Annotated in this window: 25 protein-coding genes; 13 read left to right on the forward strand and 12 right to left on the reverse strand. The window is 44.8% G+C overall.

What is annotated here, in order from left to right; all coding sequences use genetic code 11:
- Positions 1-85: 85 nt before the first annotated feature.
- Positions 86-772, reverse strand: coding sequence for an NAD-dependent epimerase/dehydratase family protein (locus CP947_RS09555; protein WP_243641502.1), 687 nt, complete (start codon positions 770-772; stop codon positions 86-88).
- Between the two features lie 155 nt (positions 773-927).
- On the opposite strand from CP947_RS09555, the gene CP947_RS09560 reads away from it, so the two are divergent.
- Positions 928-1,311 carry an OB-fold nucleic acid binding domain-containing protein gene (locus CP947_RS09560; RefSeq protein WP_096712971.1) on the forward strand — a complete coding sequence of 128 codons (384 nt, stop codon included), beginning with the start codon at positions 928-930 and terminating at the stop codon, positions 1,309-1,311.
- 41 nt (positions 1,312-1,352) lie between these two features.
- A complete protein-coding gene (locus tag CP947_RS09565) occupies positions 1,353-2,513 on the forward strand; it encodes a sugar phosphate nucleotidyltransferase (protein WP_096712972.1) in 1,161 nt (386 codons plus the stop codon).
- Between the two features lie 57 nt (positions 2,514-2,570).
- Here the strand turns inward: CP947_RS09565 and CP947_RS09570 are convergent, their stop codons facing one another.
- Together CP947_RS09570 and CP947_RS09575 are read right to left on the reverse strand one after the other, a co-directional pair.
- Positions 2,571-3,101, reverse strand: a complete 531-nt coding sequence (locus CP947_RS09570) for an FKBP-type peptidyl-prolyl cis-trans isomerase (protein ID WP_096712973.1) — start codon at positions 3,099-3,101, stop codon at positions 2,571-2,573.
- Between the two features lie 34 nt (positions 3,102-3,135).
- A complete protein-coding gene (locus CP947_RS09575; RefSeq protein ID WP_096712974.1) occupies positions 3,136-4,671 on the reverse strand; it encodes a radical SAM protein in 1,536 nt (511 codons plus the stop codon).
- A gap of 91 nt (positions 4,672-4,762) precedes the next feature.
- On the opposite strand from CP947_RS09575, the gene ilvD reads away from it, so the two are divergent.
- The gene (gene ilvD, locus CP947_RS09580) at positions 4,763-6,424 is read left to right on the forward strand and encodes a dihydroxy-acid dehydratase (RefSeq protein ID WP_096712975.1); all 1,662 of its coding nucleotides are present in this window, start codon (positions 4,763-4,765) and stop codon (positions 6,422-6,424) included.
- Here the strand turns inward: ilvD and CP947_RS09585 are convergent, their stop codons facing one another.
- Genes CP947_RS09585 through mtxX form a run of 4 tightly spaced genes read right to left on the reverse strand, consistent with a single transcriptional unit; the run spans position 6,425 to position 9,416 of the window.
- On the reverse strand, positions 6,425-6,994 hold the full coding sequence (locus CP947_RS09585; RefSeq protein WP_132130917.1) for a hypothetical protein: 570 nt from the start codon (positions 6,992-6,994) through the stop codon (positions 6,425-6,427).
- A 51-nt stretch (positions 6,995-7,045) separates the two neighbouring features.
- The gene (gene mtrH, locus CP947_RS09590; RefSeq protein ID WP_096712977.1) at positions 7,046-7,978 is read right to left on the reverse strand and encodes a tetrahydromethanopterin S-methyltransferase subunit H; all 933 of its coding nucleotides are present in this window, start codon (positions 7,976-7,978) and stop codon (positions 7,046-7,048) included.
- A 9-nt stretch (positions 7,979-7,987) separates the two neighbouring features.
- Positions 7,988-8,572, reverse strand: coding sequence for a tetrahydromethanopterin S-methyltransferase subunit A (locus CP947_RS09595; protein WP_096712978.1), 585 nt, complete (start codon positions 8,570-8,572; stop codon positions 7,988-7,990).
- Position 8,573: 1 nt separating this feature from the next.
- Positions 8,574-9,416, reverse strand: coding sequence for a methanogenesis marker protein Mmp4/MtxX (mtxX, locus tag CP947_RS09600; RefSeq protein ID WP_096712979.1), 843 nt, complete (start codon positions 9,414-9,416; stop codon positions 8,574-8,576).
- An 88-nt stretch (positions 9,417-9,504) separates the two neighbouring features.
- On the opposite strand from mtxX, the gene CP947_RS09605 reads away from it, so the two are divergent.
- Together CP947_RS09605 and CP947_RS09610 are read left to right on the forward strand one after the other, a co-directional pair.
- Positions 9,505-10,974 (forward strand): replication factor C large subunit, encoded by a 1,470-nt coding sequence (locus tag CP947_RS09605; RefSeq protein ID WP_096712980.1) that lies wholly within the window; start codon positions 9,505-9,507, stop codon positions 10,972-10,974.
- Between the two features lie 62 nt (positions 10,975-11,036).
- On the forward strand, positions 11,037-12,380 hold the full coding sequence (locus CP947_RS09610; protein WP_096712981.1) for a dihydrolipoyl dehydrogenase family protein: 1,344 nt from the start codon (positions 11,037-11,039) through the stop codon (positions 12,378-12,380).
- Here the strand turns inward: CP947_RS09610 and CP947_RS09615 are convergent, their stop codons facing one another.
- Complete coding sequence (locus CP947_RS09615; protein WP_096712982.1) at positions 12,381-13,175, reverse strand: ABC transporter ATP-binding protein; 795 nt, start codon at positions 13,173-13,175, stop codon at positions 12,381-12,383.
- Between the two features lie 96 nt (positions 13,176-13,271).
- Between CP947_RS09615 and CP947_RS09620 the strand changes: the two genes are divergently transcribed.
- Entirely contained in the window at positions 13,272-15,056 is a 1,785-nt protein-coding gene (locus tag CP947_RS09620) for a sensor histidine kinase (RefSeq protein ID WP_096712983.1), read from the forward strand.
- A gap of 143 nt (positions 15,057-15,199) precedes the next feature.
- Here the strand turns inward: CP947_RS09620 and CP947_RS09625 are convergent, their stop codons facing one another.
- The gene (locus tag CP947_RS09625; RefSeq protein WP_096712984.1) at positions 15,200-15,607 is read right to left on the reverse strand and encodes a MarR family transcriptional regulator; all 408 of its coding nucleotides are present in this window, start codon (positions 15,605-15,607) and stop codon (positions 15,200-15,202) included.
- Positions 15,608-15,774: 167 nt separating this feature from the next.
- Between CP947_RS09625 and groES the strand changes: the two genes are divergently transcribed.
- The 3 genes from groES to clpB all read left to right on the forward strand — a co-directional run bounded on the left by groES (position 15,775) and on the right by clpB (position 20,423).
- Positions 15,775-16,050, forward strand: coding sequence for a co-chaperone GroES (groES, locus tag CP947_RS09630; protein WP_096712985.1), 276 nt, complete (start codon positions 15,775-15,777; stop codon positions 16,048-16,050).
- Between the two features lie 17 nt (positions 16,051-16,067).
- The gene (groL, locus tag CP947_RS09635) at positions 16,068-17,678 is read left to right on the forward strand and encodes a chaperonin GroEL (RefSeq protein ID WP_096712986.1); all 1,611 of its coding nucleotides are present in this window, start codon (positions 16,068-16,070) and stop codon (positions 17,676-17,678) included.
- Between the two features lie 135 nt (positions 17,679-17,813).
- A complete protein-coding gene (gene clpB, locus CP947_RS09640) occupies positions 17,814-20,423 on the forward strand; it encodes an ATP-dependent chaperone ClpB (RefSeq protein ID WP_096712987.1) in 2,610 nt (869 codons plus the stop codon).
- 25 nt (positions 20,424-20,448) lie between these two features.
- Here the strand turns inward: clpB and CP947_RS09645 are convergent, their stop codons facing one another.
- Genes CP947_RS09645 through artA form a run of 3 tightly spaced genes read right to left on the reverse strand, consistent with a single transcriptional unit; the run spans position 20,449 to position 22,659 of the window.
- Positions 20,449-21,132 carry an archaetidylserine synthase gene (locus CP947_RS09645; protein WP_096712988.1) on the reverse strand — a complete coding sequence of 228 codons (684 nt, stop codon included), beginning with the start codon at positions 21,130-21,132 and terminating at the stop codon, positions 20,449-20,451.
- Between the two features lie 3 nt (positions 21,133-21,135).
- Positions 21,136-21,837 (reverse strand): phosphatidylserine decarboxylase, encoded by a 702-nt coding sequence (locus tag CP947_RS09650; protein ID WP_096712989.1) that lies wholly within the window; start codon positions 21,835-21,837, stop codon positions 21,136-21,138.
- Positions 21,838-22,659 carry an archaeosortase A gene (gene artA / locus CP947_RS09655; RefSeq protein ID WP_096712990.1) on the reverse strand — a complete coding sequence of 274 codons (822 nt, stop codon included), beginning with the start codon at positions 22,657-22,659 and terminating at the stop codon, positions 21,838-21,840.
- Positions 22,660-22,723: 64 nt separating this feature from the next.
- On the opposite strand from artA, the gene CP947_RS09660 reads away from it, so the two are divergent.
- The 4 genes from CP947_RS09660 (at position 22,724) to priL (ending at position 25,311) form a co-directional block, all read left to right on the forward strand.
- Entirely contained in the window at positions 22,724-23,140 is a 417-nt protein-coding gene (locus CP947_RS09660) for an NUDIX domain-containing protein (protein ID WP_096712991.1), read from the forward strand.
- A complete protein-coding gene (locus CP947_RS09665) occupies positions 23,118-23,432 on the forward strand; it encodes a transcription factor S (RefSeq protein WP_096712992.1) in 315 nt (104 codons plus the stop codon). The genes CP947_RS09660 and CP947_RS09665 overlap by 23 nt, the downstream gene beginning before the upstream one ends.
- An 82-nt stretch (positions 23,433-23,514) precedes the next feature.
- Positions 23,515-24,252, forward strand: coding sequence for a DNA polymerase sliding clamp (locus CP947_RS09670; RefSeq protein WP_096712993.1), 738 nt, complete (start codon positions 23,515-23,517; stop codon positions 24,250-24,252).
- 3 nt (positions 24,253-24,255) lie between these two features.
- Positions 24,256-25,311, forward strand: coding sequence for a DNA primase regulatory subunit PriL (gene priL / locus CP947_RS09675; RefSeq protein ID WP_096712994.1), 1,056 nt, complete (start codon positions 24,256-24,258; stop codon positions 25,309-25,311).
- Positions 25,312-25,329 lie beyond the last annotated feature (18 nt).

The following is a 25,329-nucleotide window of genomic DNA, read 5'->3' on the forward strand; positions in this document are numbered from 1 at the left end:
TTGGTGTGGCTTTACTAAAAAGAATTCTTAAGCAGGCCAAAATCGCCAGGGACAAATGGCTTGAAACAAATTAATATTGTTATTTTCACTCCCCCGCAAATTCCGCCAGCCCCTCCTCCAGGGAAACTTGCGGGACAAATCCCAGTGTTTTAGCCGCGCTGATGTCGGCCACACTGTGGCGGATGTCACCGGTGCGGGCCTCCCGGTATTCCAGGGCCAGGTCACTGCCAAAAACCTCCAGCACGATTTCGGCGAGCCGGTTGACAGCGGTCTGTGTGCCGGTGCCGGCGTTGAAGACCCTGCCGATGGCTGCGTCCTTTTCGACCAGCAGTTCTACCAGATCCACGATGTCGTGCACGGAGATGAAATCGCGGGTCTGCTCGCCATCGCCGAAGATTACCGGGGATTGGCCGGCTTTTGCACGCTCGATGAATTTGGTGATGACACCGGAGTAGGGATTGGAGGGATCCTGGCGGGGGCTGTAGATGTTGAAGGGGCGCAGCACTGCTACGGGCAGGCCGAAGGCGCGGTGGTACATGAGGGCGTACTGTTCGCCTGCGAGTTTGCTGACGCCGTAGGGGGAGAGGGGTTGTGTGGGATGGTTCTCATCGATGGGGGTATGTAAGGTGTCGCCATAGATGGCGGCGGAGCTGAAGTAGACGAAGCGTTTCAGGTGGGTCCGCCGGTGATGAAGATTGTTTGCATGGGAGTTCCCCACACATGTGGGGATGAACCGATTGCATCCAGTAAAGTACGTATGTTCCCCTTCCAATAGGTTCCTCATTGAGCCAGTGAATCCTTCCAGTATTTGCCATCAGAGGAAATTTTATCTTCTATCGCATAAACGACACGACTAGTCATCGATACAAAAATATTTCTAGGTCACACACATTGGTCGAACATAATAAGATGAACGGAAAATTAAGCATGGAGAAAGAAGAAAAGGTAATTGCGATTTTGCTGACAATGGCGATATTATCCCTGGCTGTAGCATATGTCACCTATTTTCCCAACTCTTTTAACAAAACAGGTGAACAGCCCTTAACAGATTCTACAGAAGTAGGGAAAACTGTGACAATCGAAGGAACCCTATACAGTAAGGAAGCCACATTCAATGGAAATCACCTGATTCTTCAGATAGATTATAATTCCGATTTGCTAACTGTATTTATACCGGAAGATAACGGTGCAATGAATATAGATTCACGGATAACTGTCGGGGATAAATTGAGGATAAAGGGAGAAGTGGATGAGTATAAGGGGGAACAGGAAATCATAGTGAAAAATGAAAACGATATCAAGAAAATGTAAATCGGTACAATTTTAAGTCATAAAAAATATCATTCCTATATATGAAAGCCTGTATTATGTGTGGAGGAAAGGGGACCCGACTTAGGCCTTTAACGTTTGACAGACCAAAACCAAATATTCCAATCATCAACAAAGCATCAGTGGTACACCTTGTGGAGCAACTTGCAAAAGAGGGATTCACTGAGATAATTATCACCCTGGGCTACATGGGTGATAAGATACTGGAAAAACTGGGTGATGGCAGCATGTTTGGTGTCCATGTGGAATATGTGTATGAAGAAACAAAACTGGGCACAGCAGGAGGTGTGAAAAATGCCGAGAAGTACCTCTGTAATGAACCGTTCCTGGTTGTTGGAGGAGATCATGTCATGGATCTTGAACTCCGTAATATGTACAGGTTCCATGAGCGCAATGACGCAATCATTACAATCGGTCTGCTATCCATAGATGATCCCAGGGAATTCGGCATCGCGGATATGGATGTGAATAACCGTATAAATCGATTCCTTGAAAAACCAGGACCCGGTGAAACATTCAGCAATCTTGCAAGCACGGGTATATATATGTGTGACCCGGAAATCTTCAAATGGATCCCGGAAAACCAGCCCTACGATTTTGCCAAAGACCTGTTTCCATCACTGATGGCAGAAGACAGAAGAATCAATGGTTTGCTTGTGCGAGGACACTGGACCGATGTAGGCAATCCGGCAGCCTATCGCCAGGCACAGCGCTGGATGCTTGAATCAATGCCTGGAACTACCATTGAAGGTCACTTCAACACCAAGGATTCCCGTATAAACGGACCCCTCAAAATAGGCAACAATGTGGTGATCGGTTCCAACTCCGCAGTTGTGGGCCCAGTGGTGCTCGGTGAGAACACAACAATAGGCAACAATGTCCTGATAGGCCCATATACGACGATTGGTTCTAACTGTGTCATCAAGGATGGATGCAGAATTCTTTCATCCTATATATTCAATGATGTGACCATAGGAAGTAATTGTAACACTTCAGGTACTGTGATTGACAACACTACAGTGGTTGGCCAAAACTGCAGCCTGGAAAACGGGACTGTAATAGGCCCAAGAGTACATATAGGGAACGATTCAACAATCCATTCCAATGTCAAGATCTGGCCGGACCTGACAATCAAAAGTGGGTCCACAATACAGGACAATTTGCTTAATCCTGATTATGGTTAATTTGAAAAAGAGTGATTGAATATCCACTCAGGATATTCAACCATTTAATGTTACTTTTTATTCTTCTATGGATACCAGCGTAATATTGAATTTCAGTGTTTTACCGGCCATAGGATGATTGAAATCAATCATTGCAGCGGTGTCATTGACATCAACAATAACTACCTGCCGGCCATAGGCGGTTGAAAGCCGGTCACCTATTTGGTATGGTGTCGTTGTATTGGGCAAATCACCAAGGGGTACTGCCCTGACAAGTTCTTCTTTGTAGGGGCCATATGCCTGTTCAGGTGAAAGTTGCACTGTCTTTTCTTCCCCGACAGCCATTCCCTGCACTGCACTGTCAAAACCTTTGATCATCCCTTCTCCTCCCAGGGTAAAGCCCAGAGGTTCATATGATCTGGCAGGGTTGTGTATTCCCTCTTCCCGGGCAACTTCTTCTATGGAAGTATCAAATACCGTACCGTTTTCAAACTCACCAACATAATCCACGGTGACATTGTCTCCTTCCTCTGCAACTTCAGCGGGGGTCGAGCAGCCACTTATGAGAAGAATTGCGGCAAGTGCCAAAATAAATAGTAGTTTTCTCATGCTCTGACTAATTTACTATTCATGATAAAACTTGTCATTCACGGATCACTGTTGCTGAAATGGACCTGAAACCGTGACCTGTTACCCTCACATCAACAAATTCACCCAGGGGAAGTTTTTCTGAGATACCTACAAGTATCGGATAGGAGCCCATCTGCCTGCCAAAGGTGCCCACCGAGCCCTCACCCCATACCTCACAAAGCACGTCCCTGAGTATAGTATCCCGGGGCACTACCTTCCTCAACATGGGCAAGTCAATATCCTTGCGGACCTTTTCCTTGTATTTCAAAAAATTTTTCCGGTTTTTGGCCAAAGGCAACTGCTGTTCTGCTGCAGGAGTACCGCTAAAGGGCATAACCTGGCGAATGTTTATCCTGCGCAACAAAAGACCATCATCCAGGATATTTTTCAAGAAATCATAATTCAATCCGAAGGTTTTCTTTGTTTCTCCTGCCAGACCGTGTACAAAATTAAGTCCGGGAAGCAGATGTGAAAGACCATTCTCACCTCTTATGCTTCCAATCTCATTCATCAATTTTACAGCTTCAAATACATCATCAGGCATTGCTTTGAGATTGTTGGCCCTGATTACAGCGGGATCAGCACTTTCCATACCCATGGCTGCTACATCCCCGGGTGTGTGATATTTCAAAATGGTCTTCATGATTTTACTACATTCATCCGGATAGGTGGCTATAGTGGCCGGATTGGCATTGTCCATATGCAGTACCTCCAGCCCCGGAGCCACTTTCCGGATACCCGAGTACAGAGATTCAAGCGCCTGCGGATTCGGCCTTGGGAGAGAATCCCCTAAATCCACTGCATGATAGGTGAAAAGATCAGGTTGACGACCCAGGCGGAAATACAGGGCACCTTCCTTATAAAGACTGGCGGCTTCGGCAACGACATCCTCCACGGAACGGTAGGTTGACGGACCATAAAAGAATTCAGTACAAAAAGAACAGTGAGTATCCCTGCCACATCCGCGATAGGTTTCCATCTCACACATTATATTCGGAAAATCCGGATGCTGCCTGATTATAAAGGCACCCTTGTCGGCCCATCTGCCAATCTCCCCAACCGTACGCATCCGGTGTTCAACATTATCAGGGTCCCCGATGCAAGGGCCGGGGGCAATTATATCATGCACAAATGCCTCGATGTCCTGCCGTGCAACAAATACATTTTCATCAGCCATTTCAAGGGTTGAGGCTGCCATGCCGCCTTCACTGCTGTAACCCAGGCGTATAGGTCCACCGATCACCTTCACACCCGCAGCGGTCCTGCAAAGGTATTCGATTTCCTTCAGGGTGATAGGAGAGGAGCGCAGGTATTTGCCGGGGACGGTCATTCCCGACAGGATAACTACAAGATCAGCCCGACCAAGCAGGGCAAGGTCTTCCTTTTTACTGTTCCTGATACCGTCTATTGTGAAATAGGATATATTATCCCGACCGATACCACGCTCAACCAGGGCTCCTGCTATATAGCGTATGTAGGGAGAAATATAAGGAGGAACTCCGAAACATGCGGGTTCGTCAACATAACCGTCTATGATTGCAATTTTCATGGATACCGTGGACCTTCCTATAATGACAAACAGAAAGCTTACTTATATTTAATGTTTCATACATATGGAGTAATTACCCAGAGGTTTCCACATGAGAAGTGACAGTATCAAAAAAGGGACAGAGAGGGCACCCAACCGTTCCCTCCTCAGAGCTACAGGAGTTACCGATTCAGAAATGGAAAAACCGTTTATCGCGGTGGTAAATTCCTGGACCGAAGTTGTTCCAGGCCATATTCATCTTGATAAAGTATCCGAAGCCGTCAAGGCAGGCATACGCAATGCCGGGGGAGTTCCCTTTGAATTCAATACCATAGGAATATGTGACGGTATTGCGATGGGTCATGAAGGAATGAGATATTCCCTCCCAAGCAGGGAAGTCATCGAGGATTCGATCGAACTCATGCTCGAAGGCCACCGTCTGGACGGCATGGTAATGATCACATCATGTGATAAAATCACACCCGGCCATCTCATGGCTGCCGGCCGGCTTGATATTCCGACTATCGTGGTTACCGGCGGACCTATGCTACCCGGTTTTTCGGGAGATGAGCCCCGGGACCTGATCTCCGTATTCGAAGGAATCGGGGAACACCGCACCGGCAAAGCCACCGCCGAGCAACTGAAGGTACTTGAAAATGTATCATGTGCGGGTGCCGGGTCATGTGCCGGGATGTTTACCGCCAATACAATGGCTTGTATGACCGAAGCGCTTGGACTGAGCCTGCCCGGCTGTGCCACGGCCCATGCGGTAGATGCCAAAAAGATCCACATCGCCAAGGAATCCGGAGAACGTATCGTTGCAATGGTGGATGAAGGTTTGTCAGCACGCAAGGTGGTCAGCCAGAAATCTTTCGAGAATGCGATCATGGTAGACATGGCAGTAGGCGGGAGTACCAACACAGCCCTGCACCTGCCGGCTATTGCCCATGCGTTCGATATGGAACTGCCCCTGGATACATTTGATCGCCTGGGCCGTTCAATCCCGCATCTCATCGGATTGAGACCTGGTGGCAAATATCACATGATCGATTTTGAAAGAGCCGGTGGCGTGCATGCAATAATGCAGAGATTGAAACCAAAACTCAATCCCGGAGAAAGAACTATCACCGGAAAGACAGTTGGAGAAAATATCGACGAATGCGTGATCATAAATCCTGCCATAAATAAGAAGATTATCCAGACCCTTGATAAGCCCCTCCATAAGGAAGGAGGCCTGGCTATACTGAAAGGAAACCTCGCCCCGGAAGGTGGAGTGGTCAAACAGGCAGCTGTTGAGTCCGGAATGATGCAGCACAAGGGCCCTGCAAGGGTCTTTGAAAGCGAGGAAGGAGCCATGCATGCAATCCTTGATAATGACATCAATCCCGGAGATGTTGTGGTAATCCGTTATGAAGGCCCCAAAGGAGGGCCGGGAATGAGGGAAATGCTTTCCCCGACATCGGCAATTGCAGGCATGGGGCTGGCAGATTCAGTTGCCCTTATCACAGATGGCAGATTTTCCGGTGGAACCAGGGGGCCCTGTATAGGCCATATTTCTCCGGAAGCCATGGAAGGCGGACCAATTGGCCTAATAGAGGAAGGGGACATAATAGAGATCGATATCCCTGCAAGGAAACTGGAGCTTCTTATCGATGAAGAAGAGATGCAAAAGAGAAAAGAAAACTTCGAACCTCTTGTAAAAGAAGTAAAAGGATATCTTGCCCGTTACAGGAAATCCGTAAGTTCTGCCAACAAGGGTGCTATCAGGGAATAATCAGCTACGTTGAACGCAGGTGCCATCTTTTTTATCCACGGTGGAGATGGTGCCTTCCCCGATCATATCTTCAATACTATTTTCAACTTCATCCTTCGGATAGCGGACCGAAAGCAGGCTTATAAGAACTTGCTTTTTAATTATCATACCATCAGGAAGATACTGGAGTATACTCTGTTTAAGAGGAGAAGGCACTTCGTCCACGGAGATCACTTTTTCATTATTCCTTATCCTTTTCATTCCAGTATAGAACGGATCATCATCCTGTTCACCAACTTCGCCGGATTCAGGATTTGCAGTCACTACAGGTATTTCATCCGCAGATGAAGTATCAGCCACATAAGAAGGGGGAACTGGACCTGGCGAGGAAGTGCCTGCAATGTGGTCCTCAATAGATTTCAATCTGTTTTCGATTGAGATGAGTTTTTGAGCCATCAAGCCTGAATCATCGATTGTCTTTTCAGTATCAAGGGCATCTTCGAGCAAACTGCATATAAAATTGTCACTATCCGGCATCAGTTCCAGTTTCGCAAAGAGGTTATCAGGAATGTCAATTTTCAATTGTCTCATCTGAATCACTTCATTAGTATAGACCATTGACTTATTTATAAAACGATATAGTCAGACCAACCTGTTAAATGGATGGGAAGAAGCAGGTTCTATTTCAAATTCCTCGGCAGATTCATAGATCATGATATCTGACATCGCAGCCACAGGGAAAATGTAGGGCGCATTCTCAATGGGGCCATAAAGCACAAAATTTCCGGCCGCTGCCTGCTGCATTACGGCAGATGCGATATCACACATCTTAAACACAAGGGGATCATGTTTCTTTTTATCCCTGAGCCATTCCCAGGAAGAAGGAGCGTTGTGAATTCCCGAACCTACCGGCAACCCCCATTTGGCCTTGGCTGCCAGCGTAATCCTCAGGCTGACCCCGGAACCATTACCCATAGGAGTTATCCCGGGGTCAATCAGTATATTGCACATTCCGCATTCCAGAGCGATATCAATCAGGCCTTTGTCCATTGAAGATGTACCGGACTCCAGAAGTTGCATCCTGCCTTTGAAACCTGAATCCATGGCATTAAAACCCAGAACTATGGAGCTGTCTATATCTGAATCTTTTAACACCTTGCGTTCCTTTTCACCAATGGTCATATTTATGGAATTGTAAACTGCCCTGTCACCGAGACCAATCTCACTCACATATTCTGCCGCAGCCATCCGGGCCAAGGGGTCGGGGGAATCGATAAGGAAAGGAGAATCCGTAATTTCACTGACAAAATCAATATAGTTGCGTAGGGCTTGTTCGGTATCGCCGAATATGTGTACCAGACAGGGATTACCGGTTTCATCAGATGATGCCCGCTGGGAATTGAGCAGGTCCTCTGCAATTTTGCGATCAAACAACCCTTCATTAGCATCCTCCACTATATCATGTCCTTCGTAGAATATTGTGCCTGCAAGGGCTGTGGGCAGTTCACCGGGATTTCCTCCGATCTTCACACCGGCAATATTGGCAATTTTTTGCTCTTTTTGGAACCTGAACATCTGAAAACCTCAAGCGATCTCGTAAATAAAACCGGAAAATGCATCCATAACCACTTTTTCACTGATAAGTATATCAGCACCGATGGATTCAGGTGGCTGATATTTCCTGACAGCTTTTTTAAAGGATATTGGAGAAGCTTCAAAGGGTTTCTCCGAATCATGATAATTGTCAACAATCGAGTATATTTCCTCAATGTCAGTAAGCCCGGTACGGTCTATAAGTTCCACCTGTTGGCGGAAACGCTCAATGGTTTCAATCTCCAGGTTCTCAATAAAGGGAATCGCCCCCTCGGAGCCCAGAATCCTGCCATCTTCATCAATACCGTTTTCATAAAGGGCTTTCAGGGTCTGGCCGGCAAGATGGCCCCGGGATTCACTACCACAGAGAAGTATGTACCTGATATTGCAGTTGGAAACGACATTCATTACGACTTTCTCAGCCCCCAGGTTTTCCGTTTTGCAACTACCCCAGATTGCTGCTTTTTCAAACAGAGGCATCGAACTTGCAAGGGTTACCACGGCAATACAGGATTTGGGATTGCCTGCACTGAAATCCCCTTTTGTAACAGGCCATTTTTCAGAAACTGTATACAATTTATACTACCTCCTTTTTGTTGGAAACAAGAGATGCGGCAAGCATTATGGCCAGAGTATAATGGCCTCCCGCCCGGGATGTATCAATAAACACATGTTTATCCAGTAGGACGGGTGCCCCTATTCCATTGCCTCCACCCAGAAATACAAGTGAACGGAAGATAAGATTACCTGATATGCCATCCGGGGCAAGGATGAAGTTAGATTTCCTGATGGCATCCTCTATAAGTATCGTGTAATGTTTTGCATCGATTCCTGCATCGTTTAACCGGTTTGCCAGGAAATCCGCATCTGCCAGGGTGCGATCCACACGTTCGTCACGGCCAAGATCCCCCATACGCCCTCCCGACAGGATGCCAATTTCAGGCTCAATACCAAACCTGCGGATATAGGCAGCACTTCTTTGTACAAGTTCGATTTTATCGGAAAGAGAGTGGCCTTCATCAATACCCACAGGTGCAAGGAAAAAAGGATTATTGTCATGAGTTAGCAGGAAAGCAACCCTGTATAATTTCTCGATGCCGAGTACCTCTTTGAGGTGAGACAGGGTACCCGAGGCTTTTGCCGTGCCTCTCACAGCCGCATCAACATCCCCGGATGCAAGCAGACTGCCGAGAACTTTTTCCGGTTGTGGGGTATCGATCACTTCAAGGTTTGTCCCGATTGCCGATATCTCACGCTGGTTGCCTATAAGAACCACCCTGGCATAACCTTCAACCTGAGCTTTTTCTGCACTCTGGATCAATTTGGGGGTGGGATTGCGCACACCCAGTGCAACCCGGGGACAATTATCAAGAGCCCTCGTACGTATGATATCCAGCAATCCGTCTGTCTTTTTCTGCATGGGCACCCTCATTAATAGGCAAAGTTAAACAATCAACAAACAACACAATTATTAATTAGTTTTCGCTTTAATATAGGTGAGGTCACAGATGACAATAGCGCAAGATTGGGCAGAAAAATACCGTCCTGCCAAACTGGCAGATGTTGTGGGGAACAATAAGCCCCTGCAGGCCCTCCGTGACTGGAAAGAAGAATGGGAGCATGGAGTTCCTGAAAAAAAAGCAGTCATATTGAGTGGGCCTGCCGGTGTTGGAAAGACATCCGCTGCTCATGCACTGGGAAATGAGACGGGTTGGGAAATTATAGAAATGAATGCCAGTGACCAGCGGACTGCCGGGATTATCGAGAAGGTGGCGGGTTCTGCCTCACGCATGAGTACACTTACAGGGATACAAAAGCGCCTCATAATACTGGATGAAGCAGATAATATGCACGGCTCGGCCGACAGGGGAGGAACCGGGGCCATTACGAATGTGATCAAGAAATCCAATCAACCTATTATACTCATTGCCAATGACCTGTATGCCCTCTCATCAACTCTGCGTTCTCATTGTGTGAATATAAAATTCAATCCCATTCCCCAGCGCTCCATTCTGTCTGCACTGAAAAAGATATGCAAAATGGAAGGGATAATATGTGGTACAGGCGTGCTGGAGAAAATCGCTGAAAATACAGGCGGTGATCTAAGAAGTGCCATAAAAGATTTGCAGGCAACAGCAACCGATAAAAAAGAGATAGAAGTTGTGGATGTAACAACAGCCGAAAGGGATACAAAAGAATCTATTTTCAAAGTACTTACCAAAGTTTTCAAGGGCATGGACCCTGTTGAAGCCTACAGGGCTACTTTTTCCCTGGACGAAACACCTGAAGACCTTATTCAGTGGGTGGACGAGAACCTCCCCAACCAGTATCTGGACAAGGATGAAACACTAAGTGAAGATTTAACTGTCGCCTACCATAATCTTTCAAGAGCTGACACATATCTTGGCAGGGTACGATTGCGGCAGAACTACGGGCTCTGGAGATATGCAGGATTTCTGTTAAGCGGAGGAACGGCAATGGCAAAGAAGCATTCCCATTCCGGTTTCCGCAAGTTACAACCCCCTTCCATGTGGAGACGTATGGGCCAACTGCGCTCCAAAAGAAACATGAGGGATAACATAGCTGCAAAGGTGGGATTACATTGCAATGAACCAATCAGGGATTGCCGTATAGACCTGCTTCGAATGTACGGGCTTTTACTCAAAAACGAGGACTATGCAGTTGATGCAGCATATTCTCTTGAACTCGATGTAGAGGAGATAGCCTACCTGACGGAAAGCAAAAGGGTGACAAAGAAAATCCAGAAAATCTATGATGCTTCCCGGGAAATGATGCATGAAAAGGAAGATGAAGATATCGACATATTCATGCATGCTCCTGAAAAAGACAAGGGACAGTCGACCCTTGATTCCATGTTTTCAGCAGAAAAAGACCCTGCAGAAGAAAATCAAATGGGAGGAAAGGAAAAGGATAATCCAAAACCTGCCAAATCCCAGAAGACTCTTTTCGATTTTTAAACCATATTTGCGATAGCCATTTATCTTCCAACCACCTAATTTTCCCCTAAGGGTTGAAAGAAATGGCCAGAGAATATGATATTATAATCATTGGGACAGGTGTAGCAGGTACCGTTTGTGCGAACAAGGCAGCTGCGGCAGGAATGAAGATCGCAATTACAGATATCAGAGAATATGGCGGGACATGTGCACTTCGGGGATGTGTGCCAAAAAAAGTACTTGTGGGTGTTGCAGAAACCGTTGAACAGGTTAATCGTTTCAACAAACTGGGGATCATGCCACAATCTTCCGTAGACTGGAGCAAGTTAATGGAATATAAGCAAACGTTTGTGGAAAAATTCCCCGCCAACAAGGAAGAAAAGTTCAAAAATATGGATGTTGAGACCTATCATGGCGGGGCAAAGTTTGTTTCCCAAAATGAAGTCAAGATAGCAGATACAGTCCTCAAGGGCAAACACATTTTGATTGCATCCGGCTCAGTACCCCGAAAAATCGGAATCAAGGGAGAAGAACATCTGATTACAAGTGAACAATTTCTCAATCTCGATGAATTGCCCAGTAGAATTGTTTTTGTGGGTGGTGGCTATATTTCGTTCGAATTTGCCCATATCGCTGCCCGGGCGGGAAGCCAGGTAACTATCTTACAAAGAAGTGAAGTGCTCAAACATTTTGACAGGGACATGGTCAAATTACTGGTAAAAGCTTCCGAAGAAGCCGGCATAAATGTCAATACCGGTGTCTCTGTCAGTTCTGTTGAAAGTACTTCAGCAGGATATACTGTGAATACCAGGGACAGTGAGGGCAAAGAATCCCGGATTGAATGTGACCTGGTTGTCAACGGTTCCGGCAGGGTTGCAGCCCTTGAAGGAATGGAACTTGAAAAGGGGAATGTTGAAACCAAAGACGGATTCGTGGAGACAAATGAGTACATGCAAAGTGTCTCCAATCCTTATGTATATGCAGCCGGCGATTGTGTAAAGCCGGGAGCTCCTTTAACCCCTGTTGCAAGTCTGCAGGGAACTACTGCAGCAGACAATATAATAAAAGGAAATGTCAAGACAGTGGATTATACCGGCATTCCTTCCACAGTATTTACCCTTCCTCCTCTCTCAAGTGTAGGTGTTAGTCTGTCCGAATCTACTGAAAAGTATGAAGTCCTGATCCATGACCGCAGCCATTGGTATAACAGCAGGCGCCTGTCGGAAAACTATGCAGCCTCAAAGGTCATCATAGAAAAAGATAGCCAAACAATTGCAGGCGCCCACCTACTGGGGTCTCATTCAGAAGAAGTGATTAATCTCTTTGCAATGGCAATAAGGCTCGGATTGACGCTCTCTGAATTCAAGAGAGTGGTTTATGTGTTCCCCACAGTCAGTTCAGAAATCCAGTCCATGATACGTAAATAATCACCAGGCGTGATAGTAACCATCCTTAGAGAAAACCTGCACCTGTATTCCAAATATATCAGACAGGTTTTCTGCAGTTAATATTTCATCCGCTGGCCCGTCCCTGTATACCCTTCCTTCGCTGAGCAGGACCACCCTGTCAATTTCGGGAATCAGATCTTCGAGATTATGTGTCACAAGAATTATGTTTTTACCTTTTGAAGCAATAGTGCGCATGGACTGCCTGAAAATATGCCGTGCCCTGATATCTAAGCTGTTTGCAGGTTCATCCAGTATCAGTACATCCGGGTCATGCACAAGTGCCCTGGCAACCAGTAGCCTGCGAGCCTGTCCGGTTGACATTTCGTTTATGGGACGTGAGGCAAGATGCTCAATACCAAGAAAGCCGAGCACCTCATGAGCCCGCCTTTTCATATCCCCTGTAATAGTATGATTGCGATACAGGCCTATACTGCTAAAAAAACCAGATACCACCACCTCGATTCCCGGAATATTACGCATGTATTCGTCCTGCAGGTCACCGCTGATTATACCCATTTTATTGCGCAACCCAAAAATATCCCAGCGCTCCTTTCCAAATAAGCGGACAATCGTCTTTTCAGAGTGAAGAGGACGTAGATCTCCTGTAACCGTTTTGATAAAAGAAGATTTGCCCGCTCCATTAGGACCGATAATCGCAACATTTTCTCCATTTTTAATATTAAGAGAGAAATTGTCCAGTAATATGTTGCCATTTTTACAAACTGTGACATTCTCCATTTCAATTATCATAGGTTTCGTATTTTTCTTTTTCATGTATTACACGACAGTATTTGGATAATATAATACATATATAACATTAATACATATAATGAAAAGAACAGTTCCTTCTATTCGCATTGAAGAGGCTATATGAATCAAAATAATACCGATTTTAGGAAAGACAGTGATATTATCTTTCTAGCAGTGGTAATAGCCGGATTGTATATTATAAGCCTTGATAATTTTCTTTTATTCCATTCACTTGTGGAATTATTCAGCATAGTAGTTGCAGTTGCTTTTTTCCTGATAGTCTGGAACCGCAGGAACATTATAGAAAACAATTACATACTGGCTGCAGGGATTGGATACCTTTTCATAGCCTCGATTGATCTTTTGCATACCTTTGCGTATAAAGGCATGGGTATATTTCCAGGCTATGATACAAATCTACCCACACAGCTGTGGATAGCAGCAAGATATCTGGAAAGTTTGATCCTTGTAGTATCATTTTTCCTCATGGGGAAAAAGGTGAAAGCTTCAAATGTGACAACAACCTATCTAATCATCACAACAATCCTGATTGTTTCAATTTTTGGCGGATATTTCCCGGATTCTTACATAGAAGGAGCAGGGTTGACTTCTTTTAAAATATACAGTGAATACCTGATCGCTTCTATCCTGCTAGTAGCACTTACATTACTGCACCAAAAAAGAAGCAACTTCCTCCCTAATGTGTACAAATATCTGGCATTGGCTATTGTTTTTACCATAATTGGAGAACTCGCTTTTACATTCTACATAAGCGTGTATGGATTTTCAAACCTTGTGGGACATTTTTTCAAGTTGATTTCCTTTTACCTTATCTACAAGGCAGTAATAGTTACAAGTCTTGACAAACCCTATGAGATGTTGTTTGGGGAATTGAATCAGGAAAGGAAAAAATATACAGACCTTTTCAGGGCAATGAAAAACGGAGTAGCTGTTTTTGAGCCGGTTGATAACGGAGAAGACTTCCTTATCAAGGATATAAACCCGGCAGTGGAAAAAATTGAAGGGGTGAAGAAGGAAGATGTCATAGGGAAAAAAGTAACTTTAACCTTCCCCAATTCCAGAGAAACAGGCTTTTTGGACAACTTAAGGAAGGTATGGAATACCGGCGATCCCATACATACGGAACCCATCCATTATTGTGACTCAGAAAGAGAAGGATGGAGGGAAAACGACATCTACAAACTTGCAAACGGAGATGTCGTTGCTGTTTATGAGGATGTTACAGAAAAAAAGAACACGCAAAGGCAGCAGGCACAGCTCACAAAAGAACTGCAAACCGTCAACCAGATCCTTCGCCATGATATATCCAATGATCTGAGTGCGATTTCAATGTCTGTAGATATATTCAGGAACAAAAGGGATGATAAATACCTTGACATGATTAAAAGGGCAGTGAAAAAGAGTATTTCCCGGATAAACGAAATGGGAATGTTTGAAAAAACACTGGATTTTGAGAAAAAACTCAAACCATTTCAATTAAGTAAGGTTTTTGAAAAGCTACGTGGTAAATATGACTTAAAAATAAGTATAGAGGGTGATGCCACAGTCATGGCCGATGAGGTCATATATTCAATTTTTGAAAATCTGATAGAAAATTCAATTAAACATGGAAAAGCAGATATTATTGACATAAAGGTGCAAGAGAAAGAAGATGATGTAGAGGTTCGGGTAAGTGATAACGGAACCGGCATACCTGATTCCATAAAAAAGAAGGTTTTTGATGAAGGATTTTCCACAGGCAAAGGCGGAATGGGATTATACATTGTCAAGACCACGATGAATCGTTATGGTTCAATACAGGTAGAAGACAATGATCCACATGGGGCTCGTTTTGTCCTCCGATTTAAAAAATATCCAGGAAAAGAAAATGTCAAATCTGAATAATCCATAAATTGTTTTCTGGCAGGCATATTCTGCCATAGAGAAGTATCTTAATATTTATCCATATAAAATAAACTGGCCTACCGAAGAAAAAATATGGAAATTAAAGACCTTAATTTATAAGCTGGATACAACAAAAGTATTCTTCAACGATTACTAATACCTTTTTGCTTGTCAATATCTGAAGCAATGGCTTCCAGTTCATCAAACATACGCTCGGAGTCTTTGCGCATTTCATGTACTGCTGCCTTCAGGCTTCCTCCTCTTAGATGAAGCAGACGTTTTTCACGGTAAACAAGTCCTGCCTTTACCAAATTCCGCACATGGTGATTAACACGAGAGAGATTTATGCCAAGGGCCTCAGCTATCATTTCCGATGAAACACGTTCATTCTCGGCAATGTTATCAAGCAAAGTCATTACAATCTGGTTTGCCGTGTTTTCTATGTCCCTTCCCGAAGACAGACCAAAGCTATTACATAACCAGTATAGATCTTGGTCAGGGTCCTTCTCCCTAGGTTTTTCCAGTTTTACCAGAATAATCTGCTGGCTCATAAAAGATAATAACAGAATACTAGTATATAAAAATAACTGAGTTATGTAGATATGATGTATACAAAACACATATGAAATGCATAAAATACAAAAAGTTTAAATAATATACATACCATTAAGATTCTATACTGACCGAGTCAGTCTGAAAATGGTCAGGAGGACAAAGCATGAACATAAAACCAGTTGGAGAAAGAGTTCTTATCAAACCCATTAAGGAAAAGGAGGTCACTTCCGGTGGAATATACATCCCGGAAAGTGCCCAGAAAGAGAAAAAGGAAGGAAATATTGTAGCCGTAGGCACATATGAAGACGGTAAAGAATTACCGGTCAAAAAAGGCGACCATATCATCTATGGTGGATTCCAGAGTGATGAAATGGAAATGGACGGAGAGAAATATCTATTCATAGACTTCAAGGATGTACTTGCAATTATTGAGGAATAAATTATCGGGGTATATAAATGACTACTAAACAGATCACTTTCGACGAAAATGCCAGGCAGGCTTTACTGAGAGGTATCGACAAAGTATCCAACACCGTTAAAGTAACTCTTGGACCCAAGGGTAGAAATGTTGTGCTTGATAAATCAGGCAACCCTACAGTTACCAATGACGGCGTCACAATTGCCAAAGAAATCGAGCTGAAAGACAAGTTTGAGAATATGGGAGCAAAACTTGTCAAGGAAGTCGCTTCACGCACACAGGATAATACAGGAGACGGGACAACTACAGCAACATTGCTCGCACAGGCAATGATCAGTGAAGGCATACGTAATATTACAGCGGGTGGCAATCCGATTGAAATCAAAAGGGGAATCGATAAAGCAACCGCTAAAGCCGTTGAATACCTGCAGACCCAGAGCAAGGAAGTAAAGGATAAGGAAAGAATCATACAGGTAGGAACAATTTCTGCCAACAATGATGAGGAAATAGGCAAACTGATATCCGATGCTATGGACAGGGTCGGATACAATGGCGTAATTACCGTAGACGACTCCAAAACAATGGAGACAACCCTGGAAGTTGTTGAAGGCATGCAGTTTGACAGAGGATATGTCTCACCGTATATGGCAACCGATCAGGAAAAAATGGTTTGTGAACTTGAGAATCCGTACATCCTCCTTACAGACAAGAAAATCAATAATGTAAACCAGATAGTACCGGTGCTCGAAAAAGTCGCACAGGAAGGAAAACCCCTCCTGATAGTCGCACAGGATGTAGAGGGGGATGCACAGGCAGCCCTTATTCTCAATATTATGAGAGGGTCCCTCAAAGTCAGTGCGGTCAAGGCCCCCGGATTTGGTAACGACCAGAAGGATATGCTGGAAGACCTGGCTGTCCTGACAGGCGGAACTGTTGTCAGTGAAGACAAGGGAATGAAACTCGAGGATGTTACCGACGATATGCTCGGAAGTGCCCACAAGGTCAGTGTGGACAAGCAGAAGACCACAATCATTGAAGGTAAAGGGGATAAAGGTGCTATCGAAAGCCGTATGAAAATGATAGAGTCTCAGATCAATATCACTGATGCTGAATACAAGAAGAAGGAATTGCAAAAAAGACTGGCCAAACTCGGCGGTGGTGTGGCAGTAATCAAAGTTGGTGCTGCAACAGAAACCGAACTTGAAGAAAGGAAGATGAGAATCGACGATGCCCTCAATGCCACAAAAGCCGCCGTTGAAGAAGGCGTACTTGCAGGTGGCGGTGTGACATTATTCCATGCAATCCCAAGTCTGGAAACCCTGGAACTCGAGAAAGAGCAGATGGTTGGTGCCAATATTGTTAAAAAGGCTCTTGAAGCACCCCTGCGCCAGATTGCACACAACGCAGGTAAGGAAGGTGCCGAGGTGATAGCACTTATTAAAGCCGAAGCTGACGAAGAAGTGGGCTACAATGCCAAGAAGGGAATCGTTGAAAACCTTTACAATGCAGGTGTAATTGACCCGACAAAAGTAGTCAGAAGCGGCTTACAGAATGCAGCCTCTATTGCAGGAATGGTACTCTCCACCGAAGCCCTTGTCGCTGAATACGATGAGGAAAAGGATGAGAAGGCACCTGCAATAATAATCTGATGGCATAGGGCAAGCCCTGCCATCTTGCAGGGCTTTTTTGAGGCTTTACACCCGGGGGGGGGGGAGAATGTCTTCAAAAAAACACTCCAAAAGTATAAAGCCCTGAAACATTGAATTTAATGAGGGAGGATAATTATGGACCTGAATAATTTCACACAGAAAGCCCAGGAGGCAATACAAAATTCCCGCACCATTGCTGCAAGATATTATCATCAGCAGATTGATACGGAGCATCTGTTCCTTTCTCTTTTAGAACAAAGGGAAGGACTTGTGCCTTCATTGCTTGACAAGATGAATATTTCCAGTGCAATGGTAAAAGAACAACTCGAAAAACATTTGTCAGGTCTTGGGCAGGTATCAGGTCCGGGAAGCGAGAATGTTTACTTCACCCAGAAAGCCATCCGGGTACTGGATAATGCTGCAACCCTTGCGAGTAAGATGAATGATGAATATACCAGTGTAGAGCATATACTGGTATCCCTGGCCCGGGAAAAGGACAGCTACAGCAAGAAACTACTCGAGGAATTCGGGGCAGATGAAGAACGCCTGAACCAGGCGATAAAGGAAATCAGGGGGAATCGCAGAGTGACATCAGAAAACCCGGAGGATACATATGAACCTCTGGAAAAATACGGCATAGATTTTACAGAACTTGCCAACCAGGGGAAACTTGACCCGGTAATCGGCAGGGATCATGAGATCAGGCATACGATAGAAATACTGTCCCGCCGCAGGAAGAATAACCCGGTACTTATCGGAGAAGCAGGTGTGGGTAAGACCGCCATTGTGGAAGGACTGGCGCAGCGTATTGCAAAAAAGGACGTTCCCGATGCAATGAAGAACAAACGTATAGTGGCCCTGGACATGGGTTCCCTGGTCGCAGGAGCCAAGTTCCGGGGAGAATTTGAGGAAAGGCTCAAGGCAGTCCTGAAGGAAGTAGCTGAATCTGAAGGCCAGATTATACTGTTCATCGATGAATTGCATACCATTGTAGGAGCAGGAGCCACTGAAGGTGCAATGGATGCCGGCAATCTGCTCAAACCTATGCTGGCCAGGGGAGAACTGCACTGTATAGGTGCAACCACCCTTGATGAATATCGGAAATACATCGAGAAAGATGCAGCTCTGGAACGCAGGTTCATGCCTGTGATGGTGAATGCTCCGGATGTCGAGAACACAATCTCTATTTTGAGGGGTCTGAAAGAGAAATATGAGGTTCATCACGGAGTACGGCTCAAGGATAGTGCCCTTGTAGCAGCCGCCGTGTTGAGTGACCGATATATATCGGACAGGTTCCTGCCTGACAAAGCCATAGACCTGCTGGATGAGGCAGCATCCAAAGTCAAGACTGCCATTGACAGCAAACCGGCCAGCCTGGATGAAGCTGACAGGAAACTGATGCAACTTGAAATCGAGAAGGAAGCCCTGAAAAAGGAAAAAGATGCTGCTTCAAAGGAAAGGCTGCAGAGCCTGGAGAAAGAGATATCAGAAATACGGGCCGAATCCGATGCAATGCGCACTCGCTGGGAAAATGAGAAGGCCACCATTGCAAAACTGAACAGCCTCAAAGAGCAGATCGATGATACCAAGACCCAGCTGGAACTGGCAGAGACAGAAGGCGATTTTGAAAAGGCATCCCGCCTGAAATACGGTACCCTGGTCCCCCTGCAGCATGAATACGAGGAAGAGGAAAATCGGCTGAAGGAAAAACAAACCAATATGTTGCTCAAGGAAGAAGTGGATGAGGAGGATATCGCCCATGTAGTAAGCGAGTGGACCAGAATCCCGGTTACCAAACTCATGGAGGGAGAAAGGGAAAAACTGGTGCATCTGGAGGATCGCCTGCATAAAAGAGTGATCGGCCAGAACGAGGCAGTAAAAGCCGTTTCAGATGCTGTGATCCGTGCCCAGGCGGGAATCAAGGACCCCCGCCGGCCAATCGGCAGTTTCATCTTCCTGGGACCTACCGGTGTGGGTAAGACCGAACTCGCCAAAGCCCTTGCAACCGAACTTTTCGATAGCGAAGATCATATGATCCGCATTGATATGTCCGAGTACATGGAAAAACACACAGTTGCAAGGCTTATCGGTGCACCGCCAGGCTACATCGGCCATGATGAAGGGGGCCAGCTTACCGAAGCCGTACGCAGGAATCCCTACTCGGTAATCCTGTTTGATGAGATCGAAAAAGCCCATCATGATGTATTCAATATCATGCTCCAGTTGCTCGATGACGGCAGGCTGACCGATTCAAAAGGCAGGACTGTGGATTTCAAGAATACAATAGTGATCATGACCTCCAATATCTGTGTGGATTACGCCATATCCAAACTTGAAGAAGGAGTTGCCTACAGCAAGATGCAGGAGACGGCCATGAACGAACTCACCAAACACTTCAGGCCGGAATTCCTCAACCGTATCGACGAGATCGCCATATTCCGCGCCCTTACCAAGGACCAGCTGACATACATCGTGGATATCAAGATAGAGGACCTTGTGCAGAGGCTCAAAGAGCGCAGAATTGATCTTGAAATCACTGACCGGGCGAAGAAATACCTGGGAGATGCTGGCTACAGTGAGACGTACGGTGCGAGACCACTGAAAAGAGTCATTCAGAACGAACTTGAAACCGAGGTCGGCAAACGTATTGTCAGTGGAGAGGTGATGGAATCCGATACTGTTGTTGTCGATGCCGATGAGCGGGGCCTTAATTTCGAGATCAGAAAGGGAGAAGAACATACATGATCTCCCTTTTTCTTTTTGAATTAACTCATTTTTCATAATACTGTCTGGGAATCCTCATGATAGGAGATTCCAGATATAGCATCAGGGACAAAAACAGGATAGTGGAGAATATCCACACATAGGAATTTAGCAGGAAATAGGACAGTATTGTTGAGAAAAATAGTATTGATACAGCACCCATGGCCCTGGGACCGCGAAGTTTGGGATAAGGATGGTCACTGACCATTAGATAACACAACAGCACGACCAGGCCAAAGATAACCCAGGTATAGATATACTGGGGGGCAAGCAGGGCGTAGGACGATAAAACCACAGCAGAAGCCGTGATCGGCAATCCCTCAAAATCCGGGATCGTTTTCTTCTTTGTGTTGAAACGGGCAAGCCGCAATATCCCACATACCAGATACAGGCACGCAAAAACACCTGCTGCATAACGCAGGGAAACTGTGGTACCTAAAAAGATCAGGCATGAGGGGGCCACTCCGAAAGAAACAGCATCTGCAAGGGAATCAAGGTATTCCCCCATTGGACCCTGACTTATGGTACGTGCAAGATAACCATCCATCCCATCGGCTACCGCTGCAATCAGCACAAAAACAAAACCCAGCTCAATCTGTCCACTGAAGGCTGCGAAAATAGCCAAAAGTCCGAAAACAGCGTTTGTTAATGTCATTATGTCCGGCAGGACCAGGTCCTTGAAGATATCCATCCATTACCTCTCATGATGTGGGATTTTTGCAATTTTGGTATCGCCTGCATATACCCTATCCCCTTTACTGACACAAATATCAAATCCTTCAGGGATAGTAACATCCACCCGGGACCCCAGCCTTATCATTCCAATCTTTTCTCCCTGCAGGATTTCATCCCCTTCCTCCACATAAGTAACTATCCGGCGCGCCAGGAAACCAGCTATCTGGGTTACTTCTATTTTTCCAACGGATGTCTGCAGCAGGATATTTGTTCTCTCATTGCGTGAGGAATCCTTGGTAAATGCCGGCAGATAGTTTCCTTTGAAGTGTTTTACAGATAAAACTTTACCGCAAAAAGGAGCGCGATTGACATGAACATTGTAAAGGTTCATGAAAATGCAAACCTTACGGCCCCTGATATCCGAAATTTTACCATCGGCCGGGGCAAGGATACAGTTTTTACAGAGAGTGGAATCCCTCTTAGGATCACGGAAAAAGAAAACAAAAAATATTGTCAGCAAGCCAAACCCAAAAGTGGAGTAGAGGAATATTTGGCTTCCGGAAAACAGGTTCAGAAAGAAAGTATTTTCGTCCAGCAGAGGCACATCCACCATTGATTGAACGTTAAATATCTGTAATCGCGAAGTTACATACATAAATCCCATTGCAATTGTGAGCAATGAGACCGTAAAGACCCAGCTATGAGAACCTTTTGCAAGCATTTACCTGTTTCCTGCAATTTTATCAATAATGTCCTTTAACCTGAATCTTGAAAGGGACACAAGTCCGTCAATCAGATCGAAGAGCTGGGGAAGAATCTTCAAAACAGCATAGCCTATTACAAAGAGGGCTACCGCCGAACCCATCTTGGCAATCACATGGTGGGCAATCTCAAAACTTTCTGCACCAAACCATTGCTCCCCATAAGCTATAATTACAAAAACATCACGAAAAATATTCAGTATATAGATAACCGGTACTGAAACCATAAATGCCTGAAACAATTTATAAGCGGGCGCCCTGACAGAAACGATAAGGCCGCTAAAGAGGGCAATACTTTCAATAGCAGTGCAGGCAAGGATAATCTCCACTGTATAACCATTGTAGGAGATCAGGTTCCAGGAATCCTGAGTAACTTGATAACCCAGAACGCCAAGAACCCATATGATGTTATCCGTAACAGTAGCAATAATCCAGTAATTAAGTGAAGGCAATTGAGCAAAAGGAAAATAAAACAGCGAACCTATTGCAGTCGCATTGGTAACCATTGAAGTAATATCCATATTCGCAATCGGCAGGGTCTTTGATCTGTATTCATCTACCATCGAGTAAGCCATCATAAGACAGAAGCAGGCAACCATTATTGTAAGGAATACATTGAAATAATCGTTAATTTCCATATAATGGATTGGCTGGTAAGCCCAGTGCGCACCAAAAGTAATCCATCCAAAAGCACCTATCAGTTTACGATAGGATAATTTACCGGGAAGAATCGCTGAAAGAACCATTAATCCTATTGATATCAATAAAATATAATCTGTCATTTTGGAAGCACCTTGATAAGTATCCAATCTTAATATAGTATTATCCTATTAAGGTTTTGTCAGAATGAGACCGAAAACACCCCTACTAACAGTCGATGGCGTAATTATATTAAATGGAAAGATAGTACTTATTAAAAGGAAAAATGAACCTTACAGAGGATCGTTTGCCCTGCCGGGTGGTTTTGTAGAAATTGGCGAAACCACAGAAGAAGCGGTAAAAAGAGAAGTAATGGAGGAAACGGGGCTTCTAATCAAAATACTCAAATTGGTTGGTGTATATTCAGACCTTTCCCGTGATCCCAGGGGTCACACAGTATCCGTGGCCTACCTTGCAGTAGCCAAAGGCGAACCAAAGGCAGATACAGATGCTGCAGACGTTGGATGTTTTGATCCCAACAACCTGCCAGAGCTCGCTTTTGACCACCAGCAGATTCTAAATGATGCAGGAGATGATATTGATGGAATTTTGTCCAAAATGTAAGAGTATGATGTTTCCCAGTAACGGGGACCTTAAGTGTCGCAAATGTGGATATGAGAAAAGCAGAGAAGAAGGCGCAGAAAACATGGTTTCGAAAGCCAAACGTGATGAACATGAGGTTACAGTGCTTGAGGAAAATGTCGATGAAGGATTACCTACAACCCTTGCCCAGTGTCCGGAATGTGGGAATAACAAAGCCTACTGGTGGATGCGACAACTACGTTCGGCAGATGAATCGGAGACCAGATTCTTTAAGTGTACAAAATGCAGTTATACCTGGAGAGAATATGACTGATTCCTCCGACAAAATAAAAACTTATATAACCTGTCGCGTATAATGATTTTCAGATTTTAAAATAATCAGGCGGAGCGACAAAATGTTAGAGGCAACAATTGATGCATCACTTCTGAAAGACTCCATTGAATCATTATCAGTATTGGTTGACGAAGCCCGAGTACACATCTCACCCGAAGGAATAGGTGTGAAAGCTGTGGACCCGGCCAACGTTGCCATGGTCAGCTTTGAACTTCAGGCTGATGCCTTTGATGAATACCAGGCAGAGGAAAGCGAGATTGGCTTAGACCTTACAAGAGTACTGGACATATTGGGTGTCGCAGAAAAAACGGACAAAGTGAAGATGAGACTGGAAGAGGATTCCAGGAAACTCTCCATAAGCATTGGCGGAATATCATATACACTTACATTGCTTGATCCATCTACAATCCGTGCAGAACCCAGGATCCCACAGCTCGAACTGCCTGCAGAGATCGTTGTGAACGGAAAAGGATTCAGCAGGACCGTAAAAGCAGCCGAGAAGATAAGTGACCATATGTCAATGGGAGTTGAAGGAGAAATCTTCTTCCTGGAAGCAGAAGGCGACACAGATCGTATGCGTCAGGAAATGCCCCGCGATGAACTGATAAGCATCACCCCGGCACCTGCACGATCGTTGTTTTCCCTGGATTATCTATCTGACATCATTAAACCTGCCTCTAAATCCAATGAGGTAACCCTTCAGATAGGAAATGATTTCCCTATCAAGATCAATTTTGAAATTGCAGGTGGAAGGGGAAAGGTCGGATACCTGCTGGCCCCCCGAATAGAGTCTGAGTAAATTATGGAAAGGGCAGAACTTGCACTGTACCCCTTTACATCCGCCGCTTCGCAATATGTCGGAGTACTGGATTTTGATCTGAACCGCCTTATAAATTCAAGGGCATTCCAATCAGCCAGACTCAGGGGTGAGGAAAGATTAATCCAGTCTCTGACCACGGGCATCAGTAAACCCTCCCTCACAAATACAGATGAGGGACGGGTACTCACAGAACTTCTTTCCTACCCTTATGCAAGAATACTCGTATCCTGCCTGAACGATTCCTACCTTAACCGTAAATATTCTCATGCTGAAGCCGAAGCTGCATATTCCCTGCTGTTAGAGAGAGAAGATTTTTTTCTCAGGGAAATAGGAGAAGAATTCGGAATCCATGCCAAACAGCACGAAAGAGGCTTCCATTTACATTTTGCGGATTTCTTGAAATATTCCACAACCCTCAAAGCAATTGAGTGGAAACTGATAAACCAGAGAATGGTACATGGCAACGTTTTTGTTGAAAGAAAAGATTTTGCCCGATTGCTGCAGGAAGCAATTAAAAAAAGTATTCATGACAGCCTGCCCCTCAAAGTTCCCGAAAAGACCTGCACCGATTGTTCAGATGCACTGTCACGATTGAAGGAACTCCTCCAGCAAAAGAAAGGTGATATTGAAAGTGGACAGACAGGAGAAGTAGACAGTAAACTGTTTCCTCCCTGCATCAATTATGCCATCAATAATGTTCGCACAGGGGTAAACCTTGCTCATTCAATGCGTTTTGCAATGACTTCCTTTTTGGCAGGTATTGGCATGACAGTGGATGATATAATCAACATGTTCAATGTATCCCCGGATTTTGATGAAGAAAAAACACGATACCAGATTGAACATATTGCCGGTTCCTCAGGTACAAAATATACTCCTCCCTCATGCAGTACCATGAAGACCTACGGCAATTGCCATGGAGCCGATGAACTTTGCAAAAGAATCAATCATCCCCTGAACTATTATCGCAGGAAAATGTGGTATAAAAATAAATCAAAAAAGCCTGCGACTACAAAAGAAAAGAAAGATACAGAGTAACTGCCATAAATCACAGCA

It is taken from the genome of Methanohalophilus euhalobius (genome assembly GCF_900215215.1).
Taxonomy (GTDB): domain Archaea; phylum Halobacteriota; class Methanosarcinia; order Methanosarcinales; family Methanosarcinaceae; genus Methanohalophilus; species Methanohalophilus euhalobius.